The following is a 19,321-nucleotide window of genomic DNA, read 5'->3' on the forward strand; positions in this document are numbered from 1 at the left end:
AAATAAAATATTTTTAATTTTTTGATATTTTAATTAAAAAAATTCTATACAAACAAAAAAACAGCTAAAATGTATGCATACATTTTAGCTGTTTTTAATTTAAGTTTAGAATTATAATTATTCTGTTACTTTTACTTTAATCTCTTTTCTTTCTTCCGATTTTATAACATTTTCCCCTAAGATAGATTTGAACTTTCCAAAATCTAAATTCTTTTCATCTAATTTAGACTTTTTCATCATATCCATAATTTTTGCAGGATTCATATTATCTCCTAAAAGACGAGCAATTCCTACTCCCATTTCTTTGCTATACCCAAAAGCAATAATTTCATCAATAGCATCTGCTTCACCTGTGTAATAAATCACTGCTGTTGCTCCATCTTTTTTGAAATTTATTAACCTTTTATAATCAGAATTCTTAAAAATCTCTTTTAGTTTATTCTTTTCAGCTTCATAAGTAGCCTCATCGGTATCTTTAAAAGGTAATCCTGTAACATTTATTTTACGAATACTTTCATAAGCTTTTTTATCTTCCTCTGATGCGTTATCTGTACTTAACTGTAAAAGACTAGCAGGTAAATCAAGAGAAATAAATCCTTTTTTGTCTTGGCTTTCTACTAAATAACCTTGTAATGATTGTTCTTTTTTACAGGAAATAGTAGCAAATGCCACTAATAATAATGAATATATAAATAGTTTTTTCATCAGAGTATTTTTATTGATTAGCAAATAGAAGTTGAGAAAATCTCAACTTCCATTTTTTGTTATTTGGTTTTAATTATTTCTTTTTATCAGAATATTTACTAGCTATTTTTGATAATTTATTTACATCAATATCACCAGTTAAAGAAATAATAGTTGAGCTTAATTTACCATTTTTATTTCCTTTGTTAGAGTTTTTTACAAACATTAACACTTCACTAACAATATCTTTGTTTTTAGTAGCTTTCACGTAAATTTTCACTCTAGACCCTTTGTCTTTAACTCTCATTAATTGTGTTAAATTAGATCCTTTAATTGCTGAATTCACCATGCTTTCCATTCTTGAAGCAATGTTAGAATCTTCCGTTGAAAACACTTTTAATTCGTTTAATCCTTTTGCAGTATTAAAAATTTCCATGTCTTCAGATTTAGCATCTGGGAATTTTTTAATTAATTCAAAAGCATCTTTTGTTATAACAACTGATGACACTTCATCAATATCTTCTAATTTATCAAACAATGATTGTCCAAAACTAAAATTTGCTGTGATAACAAACGCGAATAATAATATTATTTTTTTCATGATTTTCTTAATTTAAAAGTACTTGGTTTACTTGTGGTTTACTTAATAATTTACTTTGTTTATAACTTTGTTTACAGTTTCTCCGTAGGTATTCAATTGTTCGATGGCTTCATTTCCTTTGTTTAAGTTGTTTGAAACTGCATACAATGCTTCGTTTCCTTTGTTTAAATTGACTGAAACCATTTGCAGTGCTTCTTTAATTTGTGCAAATTGCTTTCTTTGTTGATGCTCATCATACCTTTGTTTTCCTACAAAAACGCTAAACAATAAGACTACTGACGCTGCTACTGATAACCATTTCCAGTTCTTCTTAGTTTTCTCAGGTTTTAACTGAATGGTTTTTGTAAAGGTTTCATCTTTGCTTTGTTTAAAATACCCGAAAAGCATACTATACTCTTCTAAATGTGGAGCCACATTTCCAGAAGTAAAGTAATCTTGTAATACTTGTTCTTCTTGAAGAGTTGTTTCTGCCTCTAAGTATTTATCTACTAATTTTTCTATGTTAGCTAACTCCATAGTTATGTTTTTTTATTAGTTCTTGTCTTATTGTTTTTCTTGCTCTTGATAAGGCTACTCTAACAGCGGTTGGTTTCATGTCCACCATTTTGCAAATCTCATCAAAATCGTATTGTTCTATATCTCTTAACTGAATAATTATTTTCTGTTGTTCAGGTAATTTTTCAATTAGTTTATGTACTTGGTTTACACTATCATTATGTTCTACTCTCTTGTCTAAAGACGTATCTTTTTCTTTATAATTACTATGAACTAGTGTTAAATTACTAGCTTGCTTTGATTTTAATCGATCGTAGCAATAATTTTTCGTCATCGTCATAGCAAATGCTTCGACATTTTTGTAATTAGACAATTTCTCTTTGTTTCTCCACAATTTAAAATACAGTTCTTGCGTAGCATCTTCAGCTTCCTCTCTGGAAACCAAAAGTCTTTTTGCTAATCGAAAGACTTTGTCTTTAAATGGTAGTACAACTTTTAAAAAGTCTGATTGGTTCATTGTTTAGTTAATTAGTTTAATGTAAAACTCTATAAATTCATTTATTATTTTAAGGTTTACATAACTACGACGACGTAGTTACAAGTTTGTTACATCAATTTCAAAAAAAATAATATTATTGATTAAATTGCGTTGTATTATAGCTAATATATTCCATATGAAATTACTTAAAGTATTTTTAATTGCCTTTTTAATAGTATCAATAACCTCTTGTAGCGATAAAGATGATACTCCAGCAAATATTCAAATCCCTAACTTTGTTTGGAAAGGTTTGAATGCTTATTATTTATGGCAAGATCAAGTTCCTGATTTATCTGATAGACGTTTTTCTAACGATCAAGAATTATACAGTTATTTATCTACTAAAAATGATCCTGCTGCTTTTTTTAGCAGCTTATTATATATGCCTAATGAATATCCAAAAGATCCTAATAGAACTTATTCTTGGATTGTTGATGACTATGTTGCTTTGGAACAAGCTTTTCAAAGTAATCGTTTAACAACTGGTATGAAAGTTAAGGGGAAAAGTTTTTCAGATGGTTCTGGCGGTTATTATGTTTATGTTTATGATGTTGCTAAAGGTTCTAATGCAGAAACTAATGGAGTTACAAGAGGAATGCTAATTACTCAAGTAAATGGTACAACTATTACTGAAGCAAATGTTAATTCATTATTTAACAATGATTCATTTACTATCCATTTAGCTGACTATAACGCTGGAAATCCTGTTGCTAATGGAACAACTATTTCATTAACCAAATCGCAATTAATTGAGAATCCAATAAAAGAAGCTAAGGTTATTACTAGCGGTAGTAGAAAGATTGGTTACATTATGTATAATCAATTTTCTAATTCTTTTGATGGTGACTTAAACGCTGAATTTTTAAAGTTTAAAAATGATGCTATTGACGATTTAATTATTGATTTAAGATATAATGGTGGTGGTTCTGTACAAACTGCTGTTTATTTAGGTAGTATGGTTACTGGACAATTTAAAGATGAACTTTTTTCTAAACAAGTTTGGAATAGTAAAGTAATGGCTGTAACTAATCCTAATCAGTTAATCAACAATTTTACCGATCAAATTTTAAATAAAGACGCTAGCGGTAATGTAGTTTTAGATGAAGCTATTAATAGTTTAAACTTAGGTACAGTTTATTTTATAGTATCGGATAATACTGCTTCTGCTTCTGAACTTATAATAAATGCTTTATCTCCATATATTGATGTAAAATTAGTTGGAGTTCAAACTTATGGTAAACACGTAGGTTCTATTACTTTATATGATTCTGAAAACTTTAGAAAAAATGGTCCTAATTTTAGAACGAATCATACATGGGCTATGCAACCTATTGTTTTAGAAATTCAGAACAAAAATGGAGAAAACAAACCAGAAGGTTTTATTCCTGAGGTAACTTTGGAAGAAAACCCTGGAAACTTAGGAATTATTGGTGATCCTACAGAACCTTTATTACAAAGAACTATTCAATATATTACTACAGGTTCTAAAGGTTTTCCTTCAGCACTAACAATAAGAACTCATACTCCTTGGAATTCATCTATGAGTAATATTGATTACAACAACATGTATGTTGATTTAAAATAAAAACAAATAAAAAGACCAGCTTTAAAGCTGGTCTTTTTATTTACAACAAACTCATTTGTTGACCATTATCTTCGTTTGGTATTTTTAAATTAATACTTAATTCTTTATTCAATTTCTTAATAAAATGTGCTGCTAATAATGGAGATTCTACTTCTAAATTCTGATGTATAAAAAAGTGAATATTCTCCAAACCTAAATCAACCCATTCTTTTAATCTTACAACCCAATCGTCTAAACGAGTGTAATCTGATACATGATTAGCTCCTACATATCGTACAAACGCTTCGTTATTAGTTAAACGCATATGAGCCATATCTCTTCTTCCTGCTGTGTCAACTAATACATTGGCTATCTGATTTTCTTCTAACAACTCTGTAAACTCATCAAAAATAGATGAATCTTCATACCAATCTTTGTGTCTTAATTCTACTGCTAGTGGAATTCCTTTTGGCCAGCTTACTACAAAGTTCTTTAACGCTTCAAAATTTTTAGGTCCAAAATTAGAATGCATCTGTAAAAAAATAGTCCCTAACTTTTCTTTTAAATGTGCCGAATTATCTAAATACAAATTAACTGCATCTTGTACTCCTTGTAAACGCTTCCAATGACTTATCTCCTGCCCTAACTTAGGGAAAAACTTAAAGTTTTCAGGTGTTTTCAATCTCCATTTTTCAAATTGTTCTGCTGAAAATTGACGATAAAAAGTAGCGTTCAACTCTATCGAATTGAATTGCTTAGAGTAATATGCTAATTCATCTTTAGTTCCTCTAGGATAAAAACCTTTTAAATCGGCCTTGTTCCATTTAGCACAACCTACATAAACATTCAATTTATTTGCCTTCTCCTGAGAACTTAACAAATCAACTGTTTTTGCATGTGTAACAGGTAATGAAAAATCTATTAATTCTGGGTGATCTACCTTTCCAAATTTCATAACACTAAGAGTTTTCTAATCCTTCTTCAATTTCTTGATTATCTATCATTTCAGGTCTAAACTCACTCATTTTTTCCTCATTCAATCTTTTAGCATATTTATAACCAGATTTCCACCATTTTTTCATCTTCTCTTTTTCAAAGACTAAAGAATTGGTTGTTAAAACGGTTGGTGTATAGTATAGATTCAATTTTACATCGTGCTGTTTAGCAGATAACTTCCCTATGGTAATATTATGTTTTTCAACATTTTCTAGCATAAAATCGAAAGTATCCATCATTAAAGAAAATGGATTTCTAGCTGGTAATCTATTTATTTGGGTAACTTCAGTTGCTAAAATAATAGCATCTACTTCTTTTGCTCCTCTTAAAATAGCTTCTCTAATAGGAACTAAACTACCAAAACCTCCATCTGCATATTGACAATGGTCTTTTTCTAACAAACTCATAAAAGGAACATAATTACACGAACCCCAAACCCAATCGCAGAAATCATCATAACTGCAATCTAAAATAGATTTATATTCAATTTGATTGGCTGTTAAATTAGAAACCGTTACTACAACATCTTTATTAGCTTTTCGTATTTGGTGGTACATCTTTTTAGTAACACTTTTTTTGATCAGCTTTCTTAGATTCTTACTTTCTCCAAAAGTCTTTCGTCCATTTAAAAAGTTCCAAAAAGTATTTCTGTGTCTAATAGAAATTACTTTGGCGCCATTTACTTTTCTAATTTTAAAAGGACTGTTACTAAAAATAGATTTTTGGTCTACTGAAGTATAAACATCTTTTAATTCATCAACCATCCCTAAAGCTAGGTGTGAAACCATTAAACTTCCTGTTGAAGTTCCTAAAAACATATCGTAATCCTTTCCTTTTTCTTTCATTAAATATTGAGCAACGCCACCTGCGAATGCTCCTTTACTTCCACCTCCAGAAATTACTAATGCTTTCTTCATAGAATTAAATTGATTTATCTATTTTTATTTCTGTAAAAATATCAAAAAATGAAACGAATTTCACTTTTAATTTTAGTCGTAATTATTTCTTTTTCTTGCAAAAAAGAAAAAGAGTACTCACCTAGAGAAATTACTAATATTAACATTCAAGAATTCAAAAGAGATAGTTCTAGTATTAGAGCTATATATGCTCTAAATACAGATACTTTATACTATGCTGGATCTAAAGGAGACTTTGGAGTAACCATCAATGGAGGCAAAACTTGGGATATTATGACCATTAAATATCAGGACTCTATATTGCCACATTTTAGAAGTATTGCTTATAATAGTATAAATGGATTTTTTGCTTTATCAGTAGCAAATCCAGCACTTTTATATAATATTGGTTTCTATGGTCCATCATTGACTTACAAAGAAGAACATGAAAAAGTATTTTACGATTGTATGAAATTTTTTGATGATGGCATACATGGAATTGCTGTTGGAGACCCTACAGAAGATTGTCCTTCTATCCTATTAACTATTGATGGAGGTACAACTTGGTCAAAACTTCCTTGTGAAAAACTTCCTAAATTTGAAGAAGGAGAAGCCTTTTTTGCTGCAAGTAATACCAATATTGCTATTATAAATAAAACCGTATGGATAGCTTCTGGTGGTAGTAAAGCTAGAATTTTAAAGTCTGTAGATTATGGTAACACTTGGGAAATTTACAATACACCAATTGTACAAGGAAATGGTCCTCAAGGAATTTATTCTATTGATTTTTATGATGAAAACAACGGTATTGCTATTGGAGGTAATTATTCTAAAGAAGATGATAATTGTGCTAACAAAGCTATTACCAAAGATGGTGGTAAAACATGGACTGTTGTTGCAAACAATCAAAACCCTAGTTATAAAAGTTGTGTACAGTATGTACCAAACACCAATGGGAAAGAAATTTTTGCAGTAGGTAAAACAGGAGTTTCTTTTTCTAATGATGGTGGAATCTCATGGAAAGAAGTTAGTAAAGATAAATACTACGCCATTCAATTTGTTGATGAGAATACAGCTTGGCTTTCAGGACATGAAAAAATTGGAAAACTTAAATTACCATCAAAATAACTCTTAAATTTTTAAATTCTTAATTATTTGTTAAAACAGGATGCTTTCTTTTTAGAAAAAGATACCTTTAACCATTAATCAACTTAATGTTCAATGAAAAAAACACTATTACTCCTATTATTCATGTGTTTGTCTACAGTATATGCACAAGAATATTTTCCTAATAACAAAGGAGTCAAAACATCCAAAAACAATGTATTTGCTTTTACCAATGCTAAAATTTATGTAAATCCAAATACTATTATCAAAAAAGGAACACTACTTATCAAAGATGGTAAAGTTGTAAGTAGTGGTAAGTCTGTTTCAATTCCTAAAAATGCGCAAGTAATTGACTTAAAAGGAAAAACTATTTATCCTTCTTTTATCGATGCCTATACTACTTTTGGTATACAAACCCCTAAAAGAGAAGGATGGTCAGGTAAGCGTCCACAATATGAAGCTGGTAGAAAAGGATATTATTGGAACGATCATATTAGACCTGATGTAAATCCTTTAAATCAATTTAAATTTGATACTAAAAAAGCTAAAGAGTTATTAAACTTAGGTTTTGGTGTTGTTAATACACACTTAGAAGACGGTATTATGCAGGGTAATGGAGTATTAGTAGCACTTAATCCAAATAGTACTAATGCCTATAGAATTTTAGACAAAGAATCAGGAAACTATTTATCGTTTAGTAAAAGTAAGAAATCGCGTCAAACATATCCAACTTCTCGTATGGGAGCAATGGCTTTGTTAAGACAAACATATTTAGATGCTAATTGGTATGCTAAAGGTAAAATGAAGAATACCGATTTAGCTTTACAAGCATTAAATGATAAAAAAGATTTGGCTCAAATTTTTAGAGGGGGAAACTATCTAGATGATTTAAGAGCTGATAAAGTTGGTGACGAATTTGGAATTCAATATACCATAGTTGGTGGTGGTGATGAATTTGAGCGCATTAATGATATAAAAAATACCAATGCTACTTTTATAATCCCTATTAATTTTAGAAAAGCTTACGATGTTAGCGATCCTTTTTTAGCTGATCAAGTAGCACTTAGCGATATGCGTAAATGGAATCAAGAGCCTTCTAATCCATCAGTATTAGCTAAAAATAAAGTTCCTTTTGCTTTAACAACGTATCAATTAAAAAAAGCAACTGATTTTACAGCTAACTTAAGAAAAGCTATAAAATATGGATTAAACAAAACGAAAGCTTTAGAAGCTTTAACTACAATTCCTGCAAATATTCTTAAAAATACTAAGATTGGAAACTTAAACAATGGAAGTTATGCTAACTTCTTAATTACTTCAGGAGATATTTTTGATAAGAATACTACCTTATACGAAAACTGGGTTCAAGGAGACAAAAATGTTGTGAACCCTATGAACATTAAAGACCTTTCTGGAGAATACACTTTAACTACTAATGGTAAAACATATAATATGACTATTAGTGGAAAAGGAGCTAAACAAAAAGCAGCTATAAAGCAAGGTGATAAAAAAGTGAATTCTAAATTTTCTTTCAAAGATAACTGGGTTACTATTACTTTGAGAGAAGGAGATAATTTCACACGCTTATCAAGTTTTGTAGAAGATAAAAACTTAAAAGGAACTGCTATAGATAATAATGGAAACACATCGCAATGGTCAGCAGTTTTTAACTCTAAAAAGAAAGATAAAAAAGCTAAAAAAGGAGACAAAAATAAAATTCCTGAAATAGTAGCTGTTACTTATCCAAATGTTGGATATGGTAATACTAGTAAGCCAAAACAAGAAAATATTTTAATTAAAAACACAACAGTTTGGACCTCAGAAAATGGAACTATTTTAAACAATACTGATGTTTTAATTAAAAATGGAAAAATTAGTCAAATAGGTAAAAATCTTTCTTCTAGAGGAGCTAAAGTTATTGACGGAACTGGAAAATACTTAACAGCCGGAATTGTTGATGAGCATTCACATATTGCTACATCAGCAGTAAATGAAGCAGGACATAATTCAACAGCTGAAGTTACTATAGAAGATGTTGTAAATCCTGATGATATTAATATTTATAGAAACTTGACTGGTGGTGTAACTTCAATACAAGTATTACACGGTTCGGCAAACCCAATTGGTGGGCGTTCTGCAATACTTAAATTAAAATGGGGTGAAAACGCAGATAAATTAATTTACAAGAACTCTCCAAAATTTATCAAGTTTGCTTTAGGTGAAAATGTAAAGCAATCAAACTGGGGAGATTTACAAACTGTACGTTTTCCACAAACACGTATGGGAGTTGAACAAGTTTATATTGATTATTTCCAAAGAGCTAAAGAATACGATGCTAAAAAGAAAAGTGGTCAACCATACCGTAAAGATTTAGAGTTAGAAGCTTTGGCAGAAATTATAAATAAAGAGCGTTTTATTTCATGTCACTCATATGTGCAATCAGAAATTAATATGTTAATGAAAGTTGCTGAAATGTTTGATTTCAACATTAATACATTCACACATATTTTAGAAGGATATAAAGTAGCTGATAAAATGAAAAAACACGGTGTTGGTGGATCTACATTTGCCGACTGGTGGGCTTATAAGTACGAGGTAAATGATGCAATTCCATATAATGCAGCAATCATGCATAGACAAGGTGTAACGGTTGCTATAAATTCTGATGACGCGGAAATGTCTAGAAGATTAAATCAAGAAGCTGCTAAATTGGTAAAATATGGTGGTTTATCTGAACAAGAAGCTTGGGCTACAGTAACTATAAACCCTGCTAAATTATTACACTTAGATCAACAAACTGGAAGTATTAAAGAAGGTAAAGATGCCGATGTTGTTTTATGGAGTGGAAACCCACTTTCTGTATATTCAAAAGCAGAAAAAACAATTATTGATGGTACTATCTACTTTGATATTGATGCCGATTTACGAAAAAGAAAATCAATTAAAGAAGAGCGTTCTAAATTGATTAATATGATGTTACAAGAAAAATTAAAAGGAGCTAAAACTCAAGCACCTTCTAAGAAAACTAAAAAATTATTCCACTGTGATACTGAATAAGAACTTAAAAAAAACAAACATGAAACTAAAAGTAATATATAGTCTATTGTGTTTCTTATTCATAGGAAATATAATGGCACAACAAACGCCAGCTCCTAAACAAACTACCGATTATAGTATTGAGGGAGCCACAGCTCACTTAGGAAATGGAGAAGTAATTGAAAACTCTTTAATTATGTTCTCTAAAGGTAAAATTTCTTTTGTTGGTAGCGCTAATATGAGAATAGCTCGTATAGGTACAATAATTAATGCCAAAGGAAAACATGTATACCCAGGTTTTATTGCTGCTAATACTTCATTAGGTTTAGCTGAAATTGATGCTGTAAGAGCTACTAGAGATTTTGATGAAATAGGAAATATGCTTCCTCATATACGTAGTATTATTGCTTATAATACAGAAAGTAAAGTTGTTGAAAGTATGAGACCTAATGGTGTTTTTATGGCACAAATAACTCCAAGAGGAGGTGTAATATCGGGAACATCATCAGTTGTACAATTCGATGCTTGGAACTGGGAAGACGCTGTTTTAAAAACAGATGATGGTGTTCATATGAATTGGCCTAGTAGTTTTAGACCTACAAGCTGGAGCTTTGGTGGTGTTGGAAATTTTAAACCTAACAAAAATTACCAAAAAAGTATTGATCATATAGAAAAATACATTACCAATGCTAAGAGTTATTTAGCTGGAAAAAAAGAAGCAAAGATTTTACCATACGAAGCTTTACAAGGAGTGTTAAATGGTACTCAAAAAATGTTTGTACATGTAAATGGTCAAAAATCGATAACAGATGCTGTAAATACTCTAAAAAAGCTTGGTATTAAGAATATTGTAATTGTAAAAGGTAGAGAAGCAGAAAAAGTAGCTGATTTATTAAAAAGCAATAATATCCCTGTAATTTTAGAAAGAGCCCACAGATTACCTGGAGGTGAAGATGAAGATTATGATTTACCTTTCCGTGCTGCTAAAATGCTAAGCGATGCGGGAATTTTAGTAGGTTTAGGTATGGAAGGAGATATGGAACGTATGAATACAAGAAATCTTCCTTTTTATGCTGGAACTTATGCCGCTTATGGTTTAGACAAAGAAAAAGCTGTACAACTTATCACAGAAAACAATGCAAAAATTCTAGGAGTAAACGATAAAGTAGGAACCTTAGCTGTAGGTAAAGATGCAACTTTATTTATTTCAGAAGGTGATGCTTTAGATATGCGAACAAATATTTTAACAGACGCTTTTATACAAGGAAGAAAAATTAGTTTGGAAACACATCAAACAAAATTATGGAAACGATATTCCAACAAGTATAAAAATCAATAACAAAGAAGCTCGGTACTAACCGAGCTTTTTTTATACTTCAAAATTTATCTGAAAACTAGTAAGTCAAATACGCTATATTCAATATTTTTGCAACATGAAAATAATAAGCAGTACGCAAAATTCTTACATAAAAGATTTATTAAAACTACAAGACAAATCCAGAGAACGAAAGAAAAAAGGGTTGTTTTTAGTAGAAGGAAAACGTGAAATATCTTTAGTAATTAAAGGAGCTTATCAAATAGAAACAATTTTATTTGTTCCTGAATTATTTTCAGAAAAAAGTTTACAGGAAATACAAAAGCATACAACAAACTGTATTGAAATAACCAAAGAAGTATACCAAAAATTAGCTTACCGAGATACTACCGAAGGCGTAATTGCAGTAGTTAAAACTAAAAATTTTGAGTTGAACTCTATTCAATTTAACACTCCTACTCCACTTGTTTTAGTATTAGAAGGGATTGAAAAACCTGGAAATATTGGAGCTATGTTACGATCGGCAGATGCAGCCAATATTGATGCAGTATTAATAGCAAATCCGAAAACAGATTTATTCAACCCTAACATTGTACGTTCTAGTGTTGGTTGCTTATTTACCAATCAAATAGGTGTAGGAACTACAGATGAAACTATTGCTTTTTTACAACAGCAAAATATTCATATTTACAGTGCCACATTGCAAAATTCTAATGAGTATCATAAAAACGATTACAAACAAGCTACAGCATTAGTAGTAGGAACTGAAGCTAATGGATTAACACAAGAATGGCGTGACAAAGCAACTCAGAATATAAACATTCCTATGCAGGGGGAAATAGACTCTATGAATGTTTCTGTAGCTGCTGCTATATTAATTTTTGAAGCTAAACGACAACGAGATTTTAAATAAAATCTATTTGTCTGCACTTAATCTTTTAACTATTTTTGCAGTCGATTATTTACTTATGGAAAAATTAAAACAACGTTGGGGTATTGAAAATAATTGGGCAATCATAGCAATCCTAATTGTTTTCGCTATTAACGGTTCTTTTGCAGCTTGGGTTGCTAAACCTATTACAGCTTTCTTAGGGCTTCATCAAGAAACAACTGCTGCTTGGATTTATTGGCCATTACGTATTTTGTTAATTTTCCCTATTTATCAAGCAACGTTACCAATAGTTGGTTGGTTATTTGGTCAATTTAAGTTCTTTTGGGCTTTCGAGAAAAAGTTTTTAGGTCGCTTAGGTTTAGGTTTCCTATTTAAAAGCTAGTTTTTAATAATAATAAATATTATCATTTTCCATTATGATTAAAAGCATTTCTTAAAATTAAAACACAATTAATTCTATATAAAAAAGCTTAACATAAATGTTAAGCTTTTCTTTTTAATTTGCAATATACTCTTGACAAATCTTTTCAAATTTCGCTATTAACCTTCGAGAACCTTCTTCATCACCTCTTCTAAGATGTCTATCTGATCTATTAAGTAATCTTTGGCATCTTCTCATACTTGGACCTCCTGCAAATATTTCTGATTGTTCTGTTCTGGTTAATTCTTTTCCTAGTAATTTCATGTTTTAAAATTTAAATTAATACTGCTAATCTAAAGCTAAAAAATAAATTTCACATAGATTTTACTATAATTTTTTCTTAAAAAGAATATCTAAACCTTGAGTACTTTATGAATAGGAATTGGAAGTTGTACTCCTTCAGCTAAAAAACGTTTGTGTACTGCTTCTTTTAAAGCACATTTTGTTTTAAACTCTTGAAAAGGTTCATTCAACCATACATAAGCACGCATATGTATGTGATCTGGATGTATATCTATTACACGTACATCTACTTGCTCTGCGTTTGCCATTACTTGTTCTGGAGTTCTAAAATCAATTACAGTTGGTAATTTTATGGCTTCTTCTTGTATAATTTTTCTAGCCAAATCAATATTAGCTTTTATACCTAGTTTGAAATTATTAAAACTTAAAACATGTGAATCTTCTATCGTATGATTCAATACTGAATCGGTACTAATAACCGAATTTGGTATAATTAATCGTTTGTTTTCAAAATTATTAATTACCGTATGACGTAAAGTAATGTCTTCTACAATACCAACTCTTGTATCGTCTAATTTGATATAATCTCCTACTCTAAACGGACGGAAAATAACAATAAAAGCTCCCGCTATTAAATTCGATAAAGCTGCCTGTGCGGCAAAACCGATTATCGCAGCTAATATACCGGCTCCTGAGAATATTAAAGTAGCTTTACTTCTAAAAGCTGGTACAGTCATAATAATATAGGCTATACCGAAAAGACCTAGAAAAAACTTAACCGAATTTCTAAAAAACAAGATACTTGTTCTTCCATAGCGATCTGTTTTTCTTCGTTTTATTATTTGAACTATAATATAACGCGTAATTCTAGATAATAACCAAACTACTAATCCGACGACAAGTATGTAACCTACAATTCCAAAAAAAGAATCTAAATTAAACTGGTATGTATGTAGTTCTTTCATTACTTTGAAAGATTAAATGCTTTTGTTGCGTGAATAGTTGTAGTATCAAAAACAGGAATTGAAACATCTTCTTGTTTTATCAATAAAGGTATTTCAGTACATCCTAAAATAACTCCTTCTATACCTTGCTCCTCTAATTTACGTATAATTTTTAGATATGCTTCTTTGGAGTTTTTATTTAAAACTCCTTTAGCTAATTCATTATAAATAACTGTGTGGATAATAGCTCTATCTTCTTTATCTGGTATTATTGTTTCTATGCCCATACTTTTTAATACATCTGTATAAAAAGTTTTCTCCATAGTATACTTTGTACCTAACAATGCTACCTTTTTTAATTTCTTTTCTAAAATTACCTCACCAGTAGCTTCTGCAATATGTATAACAGGAATTTGTATGGCTTCTTTAACCTCATTTATTGTTAAATGCATGGTATTGGCACATATTACAATACAGGATGCACCTGCCGCTTCTAAACTTTTTGCTGCATCAACCATAATGGTAGCTAAAACATCCCATTTACCTTCGGTTTGAAGTTGAGATATTTTACCAAAATCCATAGAATTAATAAGAACTTTTGCCGAGTGCTTTTCGCCAAACGATTCTGTGGCTAACTTATTTAGTACCTGATAGTACATAATAGTTGACTGCGGTGTAATCCCTCCTATTAATCCTATTGTTTTCATTTAAAATAAGGCTGTTTGACTATCGTCATCTTCTTCGGCATTCTTTTTCTTCTTTTGAAGTGCTCTTGCCAATGCTTTCTTTGCTTTATCCTCTTTAGTTTCTACAAATTCCTTTTGCGGAGCTTCCTCTACTTCTAAAGGTAATGTTTCTTCAATTGTTTCTTCTTCGTTTACCTCTATCTCTTCTACTTTCTCCTCTTCTGGTTCTTCGTATGGTAAAGACTCTAATAAATTAACTGTTCTAATTTTATCAGTTGTTAATTGATTTCCTAAAGCTTTGATACCTTTTATAGAAATAAACTCTTCAAAGTTTACCTGAATTCTTTCTAAACTTCTCTTTGAAAAAACAACCTCTGCCATTGGTCTGTAATCCGTAGCAATAATTTCTAATTTAGATTTTTCACTTTCAGAAATAAAAACCTCTTCCTTGTCTGGAGTTTCTATTAAGAAACGTTTCACATAGTAACGCTCTTTTGCTCCTTCAAAATAAATAGCTGATATTGGCTTCTTAGGATTCCATTTCTCCAGTACAATCATATCATTTTCAAAATGCATTGCTAAATCTGGTGAAACTGCTTTTATTTTTCCTGATTGTGTTGCTATTAATATTTTGTCTTCTGCTCTAAATTCTCCTAATAAATCTCCTCTTCCATCTACATTTAATCGTTGAACAGCATCGTCGAACCAAATCTTACGAGGTTTTAAAGTAGAAACTCCTGCTGATTTAAATTCGATTTTTTTTATTGCGAATTTTGTTATTTGGTTTCCTCTTACTCCTCTTCCTTTTATAGCTAAATCGGCAAAATCAATGTCCCATTTTAACTTTTTTATACTACCTACAGCACGTAAGTTAATTGTAACTACTTCTGCTTCTCCATTTGGATTTGCTGAAAAGTATAAAACTTTTGAACCTTTATTTCCATTGGTTAAATCGTATTCTTTGTCGCGAGTTACACTCGTTACATTGAATCGCTTCATATAACTTGGACCTTTAGTTCCATCTTTATACATCATATTATACACCGTACGTTTGTCTTTCTTTTTAAAGACTGCTATGTGTAAAATTCCTTTTCCTACAAAGGTTTTTGATGCTACTTTTGTTACAATCATAGTACCGTTATCTCTGAACACAATGATATCATCAATATCGGCACAATCGGTAACGTATTCATCTTTTCGTAATGAAGTACCTATAAATCCTTCTTCTTTATTTACGTATAATTTGGTGTTACGCATTACTACCTTAGTAGCTACGATATCATCAAATATTCTAATTTCAGTTCTACGTTCGCGTCCTTTTCCAAATTTTGCTTTTAAAGCTTTAAAATAGTCAATTGCAAAATCAATCAAATTATCTAAATGATGTTTTACCTCTGCTATTTTTTCTTCTAAAGCCTCTATATGCTGTTTCGCTTTGTCAATATCGAACTTAGAAATCTTTTTAATTCTAATTTCTGTTAATCGAACAATATCTTCCTCAGTTACTGGACGCTTTAAATGTTTTATATGTGGTTGTAATCCTTTATCTATTGCTTCAATTACTCCTTCCCATGTTTCTACTTCCTCAATATCACGATAAATTCTATTTTCAATAAAAATACGTTCTAACGAAGCAAAATGCCATTGTTCTTCTAATTCGTGTAATTGAATTTCTAACTCTAACTTTAACAATCTAACAGTTAAGTCTGTTGAATGTTTTAATATTTCAGATACTCCAGCAAATACCGGTTTGTTATTTTCAATCGTACATGCTAATGGTGATATTGAATTTTCACAATTCGTAAAAGCATATAGGGCATCTATGGTTTTATCTGGCGAAACATTTGGAGGTAAATGCACTAATATCTCTACATTAGCTGCAGTGTTATCCTCTATCTTCTTTATCTTTATTTTACCTTTATCGTTAGCTTTTAAAATACTATCTATTAACGATGTAGTAGTTGTTGCAAATGGAATTTCGGTAATTACTAGCGTCTTCTTGTCTAATTGCGATATTTTAGCTCTTACCCTTACCTTTCCTCCTCTTTTACCATCGTTATAATTGGTAAAATCGGCAATACCTCCAGTTAAGAAATCTGGTACTAGTGTAAAACTTCTTCCTTTCAAATATTTTACCGAGGCATCTATTAACTCATTAAAGTTATGTGGTAATATTTTAGTCGATAGTCCTACAGCAATACCTTCTGCTCCTTGTGCTAATAATAACGGGAACTTTACTGGTAAATCTATTGGCTCTTTTCGTCTTCCATCATACGACATTTTCCATTCTGTAGTTTTTGGATTAAAAACTACTTCTAGAGCAAACTTTGATAAACGTGCCTCAATATAACGTGATGCTGCCGCTCTATCTCCTGTTAAGATATTACCCCAGTTTCCTTGCATATCAATTAACAGCTCTTTTTGTCCCATTTGTACCATGGCATCAGCAATAGACGCATCTCCATGTGGGTGATACTGCATGGTATGACCTACAATATTGGCTACCTTGTTATAACGCCCATCATCTAAATCTTTCATCGAATGCATAATACGACGTTGTACAGGTTTAAACCCGTCTTCTATTGATGGTACAGCACGTTCTAAAATTACATACGAAGCATAATCTAAAAACCACTCTTTATACATTCCTGTAACCTTGGTAATGGTTTCAGTTTGTTCGTGATTTTGATTTGCTAATTCTTCGTCGTGTTCGTAATTGTTGTTTTCTTCACTCATTGAATAATGTTTATTCTTTTAAGAGTTCTTATTTGTTAGTTTTTTACTACTCAAGTATATTATTAGATACACTAAAATAGCAACTATCATTCTTACATAATTCTTACTATTTCTACTCCAACTTAAATCATTAAAGTCGAGGTTAGAAACACTGATAATAAAAAATGTTGCAGCTACAAGTAAATATATTTTTATTCTTCTCTGCTTATCCATTTTTATAAATTCTCCTCAGCTAAGTCTAATTCTACCTTTAAATTTTCTATAATAAACTTTTGGCGATCTGGTGTATTCTTACCCATGTAGAATTGTAACATTTGATCTATAGACATTTCTTTGTCTAACATTACTGGATCTAAACGTATATCGTCTCCAATAAAATGTACAAATTCATTTGGCGAAATCTCCCCCAATCCTTTAAATCGAGTTATTTCTGGCTTTCCTCTTAATTTATTTATAGCTTCTTGTTTTTCTTCTTCTGAATAACAATAAATCGTTTCTTTTTTATTTCGAACTCTAAAAAGTGGCGTTTCTAAGATGTATAAATGCCCTTCTTTAATTACTTCTGGGAAAAACTGTAAGAAGAAAGTTATTAATAACAAACGTATGTGCATTCCATCGACATCGGCATCGGTTGCGATTACAATATTGTTATATCGTAAATCTTGTAAACCATCTTCTATATTTAATGCAGCTTGTAATAAATTAAACTCTTCATTTTCGTATACAATTTTCTTAGTTAATCCGTACGAATTTAAAGGTTTTCCTTTTAAACTAAATACTGCTTGTGTATTTACATTTCTCGATTTTGTAATCGATCCACTTGCCGAATCTCCCTCCGTAATAAACAAAGTAGTATCTAAATAAGCTTCCTTTTTTGTGTCTCCAAAATGGATACGACAATCGCGAAGTTTCTTATTATGTAGGCTTGCCTTCTTAGCCCTATCTTTTGCTAATTTTCGTATTCCTGAAAGCTCTTTACGTTCCTTTTCAGCTTGTAAAATCTTTCTTTGTAAAGCTTCTGCTACTTCTGTATTCTTATGTAAGTAATTATCTAATTTTGTTTTAACAAAATCGTTGATATAGGTTCTTACAGTTGGCAAATCGCCTCCCATATCTGTAGAACCTAACTTTGTTTTTGTTTGACTTTCAAAAACTGGTTCCATTACCTTTATGGAAATCGCTGAAATAATAGACTTTCTTACATCTGAAGCCTCAAAATTCTTTCCGTAAAATTCTCTAACCGTTTTTACAATCGCTTCTCTAAATGCAGCTTGGTGTGTACCTCCTTGTGTGGTATGCTGTCCATTTACAAATGAATGATACTCTTCTGAATATTGTGTTTTACTATGCGTTATGGCAATTTCAATATCGTCTCCTTTCAAATGGATTATTGGGTACAACATATCATCTTGATTGTTGTTGTCCTCTAATAAATCTTTTAATCCATTTTCTGAATGAAATTTTTCCCCATTAAAAACAATGGTTAACCCTGGATTTAGGTATACATAGTTTTTAAGTAATCGGATTATATATTCTGGACGGTACTTATAATTTTTAAAGATAGAATCATCGGCAATAAAAGTTACTTTAGTTCCTCTTCTACGCGATGTTTCTTCTAAAAACTCTTGATTTGTTAAACTTCCTTTTTCAAACTCTGCAGAGGCTGACTTCCCGTCTCTTGTAGATTCTACTCTAAAATACGTAGATAAGGCATTAACCGCTTTGGTTCCTACCCCGTTTAGTCCTACCGACTTTTTAAAAGCTCTAGAATCGTATTTTCCTCCCGTATTCATTTTCGACACTACATCGACTACTTTTCCTAACGGGATTCCTCTACCATAATCTCTTACAATTACTTTTTCTCCTTGAACAGATACTTCTATTGTTTTTCCAGTACCCATTACAAACTCATCAATAGAGTTATCTAAAACCTCTTTTACCAAGATATAAATTCCATCGTCTGGAGATGAACCATCTCCTAGTTTTCCAATGTACATTCCCGGACGCATTCGGATGTGTTCTTTCCAGTCGAGCGAGCGTATATTATCTTCGGTATATTTTGTTTCTTGAGTCATAAAATTTAAGGAAATTGAAGTCTCTGCTAAAATAGTATTTACTCTGTAAAAACAAAAAACTCTGTTGAATTAATTTTCAACAGAGCCCGTCT

General features: G+C 30.8%; 17 protein-coding genes. 6 read left to right on the forward strand and 11 right to left on the reverse strand.

Annotation, left to right across the window (positions count from 1 at the left end):
* Positions 1-117: 117 nt before the first annotated feature.
* From F7018_RS08410 to F7018_RS08425, 4 genes are all read right to left on the reverse strand, one after another.
* Positions 118-705 (reverse strand): DUF4252 domain-containing protein, encoded by a 588-nt coding sequence (locus tag F7018_RS08410; protein WP_150899601.1) that lies wholly within the window; start codon positions 703-705, stop codon positions 118-120.
* Positions 706-778: 73 nt separating this feature from the next.
* Positions 779-1,285 carry a DUF4252 domain-containing protein gene (locus F7018_RS08415; protein ID WP_150899602.1) on the reverse strand — a complete coding sequence of 169 codons (507 nt, stop codon included), beginning with the start codon at positions 1,283-1,285 and terminating at the stop codon, positions 779-781.
* A gap of 42 nt (positions 1,286-1,327) precedes the next feature.
* Positions 1,328-1,801, reverse strand: a complete 474-nt coding sequence (locus tag F7018_RS08420) for a hypothetical protein (protein WP_150899603.1) — start codon at positions 1,799-1,801, stop codon at positions 1,328-1,330.
* A complete protein-coding gene (locus F7018_RS08425; RefSeq protein ID WP_150899604.1) occupies positions 1,788-2,297 on the reverse strand; it encodes an RNA polymerase sigma factor in 510 nt (169 codons plus the stop codon). Before F7018_RS08425 ends, F7018_RS08420 begins: the two co-directional genes overlap by 14 nt.
* A 157-nt stretch (positions 2,298-2,454) precedes the next feature.
* On the opposite strand from F7018_RS08425, the gene F7018_RS08430 reads away from it, so the two are divergent.
* Positions 2,455-3,903, forward strand: a complete 1,449-nt coding sequence (locus F7018_RS08430) for a S41 family peptidase (protein WP_150899605.1) — start codon at positions 2,455-2,457, stop codon at positions 3,901-3,903.
* A 40-nt stretch (positions 3,904-3,943) separates the two neighbouring features.
* On the opposite strand, the gene F7018_RS08435 is transcribed toward F7018_RS08430, so the two are convergent.
* Positions 3,944-4,837, reverse strand: a complete 894-nt coding sequence (locus F7018_RS08435; RefSeq protein ID WP_150899606.1) for a DUF72 domain-containing protein — start codon at positions 4,835-4,837, stop codon at positions 3,944-3,946.
* A 4-nt stretch (positions 4,838-4,841) separates the two neighbouring features.
* Positions 4,842-5,795: a patatin-like phospholipase family protein gene (locus F7018_RS08440; protein WP_150899607.1), complete on the reverse strand. Its 954-nt coding sequence runs from the start codon at positions 5,793-5,795 to the stop codon at positions 4,842-4,844.
* Positions 5,796-5,843: 48 nt separating this feature from the next.
* Between F7018_RS08440 and F7018_RS08445 the strand changes: the two genes are divergently transcribed.
* From F7018_RS08445 to F7018_RS08465, 5 genes are all read left to right on the forward strand, one after another.
* Positions 5,844-6,902 (forward strand): WD40/YVTN/BNR-like repeat-containing protein, encoded by a 1,059-nt coding sequence (locus F7018_RS08445; RefSeq protein ID WP_150899608.1) that lies wholly within the window; start codon positions 5,844-5,846, stop codon positions 6,900-6,902.
* 93 nt (positions 6,903-6,995) lie between these two features.
* Positions 6,996-9,938, forward strand: a complete 2,943-nt coding sequence (locus F7018_RS08450) for an amidohydrolase family protein (RefSeq protein ID WP_150899609.1) — start codon at positions 6,996-6,998, stop codon at positions 9,936-9,938.
* A gap of 19 nt (positions 9,939-9,957) precedes the next feature.
* Positions 9,958-11,256, forward strand: a complete 1,299-nt coding sequence (locus F7018_RS08455) for an amidohydrolase family protein (RefSeq protein ID WP_150899610.1) — start codon at positions 9,958-9,960, stop codon at positions 11,254-11,256.
* A 94-nt stretch (positions 11,257-11,350) separates the two neighbouring features.
* On the forward strand, positions 11,351-12,145 hold the full coding sequence (locus tag F7018_RS08460; RefSeq protein ID WP_150899611.1) for a TrmH family RNA methyltransferase: 795 nt from the start codon (positions 11,351-11,353) through the stop codon (positions 12,143-12,145).
* Between the two features lie 55 nt (positions 12,146-12,200).
* Complete coding sequence (locus tag F7018_RS08465; protein ID WP_150899685.1) at positions 12,201-12,506, forward strand: DUF6787 family protein; 306 nt, start codon at positions 12,201-12,203, stop codon at positions 12,504-12,506.
* A 114-nt stretch (positions 12,507-12,620) separates the two neighbouring features.
* Here F7018_RS08465 and F7018_RS08470 read toward each other — a convergent pair whose 3' ends face one another.
* The 5 genes from F7018_RS08470 to F7018_RS08490 all read right to left on the reverse strand — a co-directional run bounded on the left by F7018_RS08470 (position 12,621) and on the right by F7018_RS08490 (position 19,229).
* A complete protein-coding gene (locus F7018_RS08470) occupies positions 12,621-12,809 on the reverse strand; it encodes a hypothetical protein (RefSeq protein ID WP_150899612.1) in 189 nt (62 codons plus the stop codon).
* Between the two features lie 89 nt (positions 12,810-12,898).
* Complete coding sequence (locus F7018_RS08475; protein ID WP_150899613.1) at positions 12,899-13,753, reverse strand: mechanosensitive ion channel family protein; 855 nt, start codon at positions 13,751-13,753, stop codon at positions 12,899-12,901.
* Positions 13,753-14,439 (reverse strand): aspartate/glutamate racemase family protein, encoded by a 687-nt coding sequence (locus F7018_RS08480; RefSeq protein ID WP_150899614.1) that lies wholly within the window; start codon positions 14,437-14,439, stop codon positions 13,753-13,755. The genes F7018_RS08475 and F7018_RS08480 overlap by 1 nt, the downstream gene beginning before the upstream one ends.
* A complete protein-coding gene (locus tag F7018_RS08485) occupies positions 14,440-17,154 on the reverse strand; it encodes a DNA gyrase/topoisomerase IV subunit A (protein WP_150899615.1) in 2,715 nt (904 codons plus the stop codon).
* 215 nt (positions 17,155-17,369) lie between these two features.
* Positions 17,370-19,229: a DNA topoisomerase IV subunit B gene (locus F7018_RS08490; protein WP_150899616.1), complete on the reverse strand. Its 1,860-nt coding sequence runs from the start codon at positions 19,227-19,229 to the stop codon at positions 17,370-17,372.
* Positions 19,230-19,321: the final 92 nt, after the last annotated feature.

This window comes from Tenacibaculum aiptasiae (assembly GCF_008806755.1).
Taxonomy (GTDB): domain Bacteria; phylum Bacteroidota; class Bacteroidia; order Flavobacteriales; family Flavobacteriaceae; genus Polaribacter; species Polaribacter aiptasiae.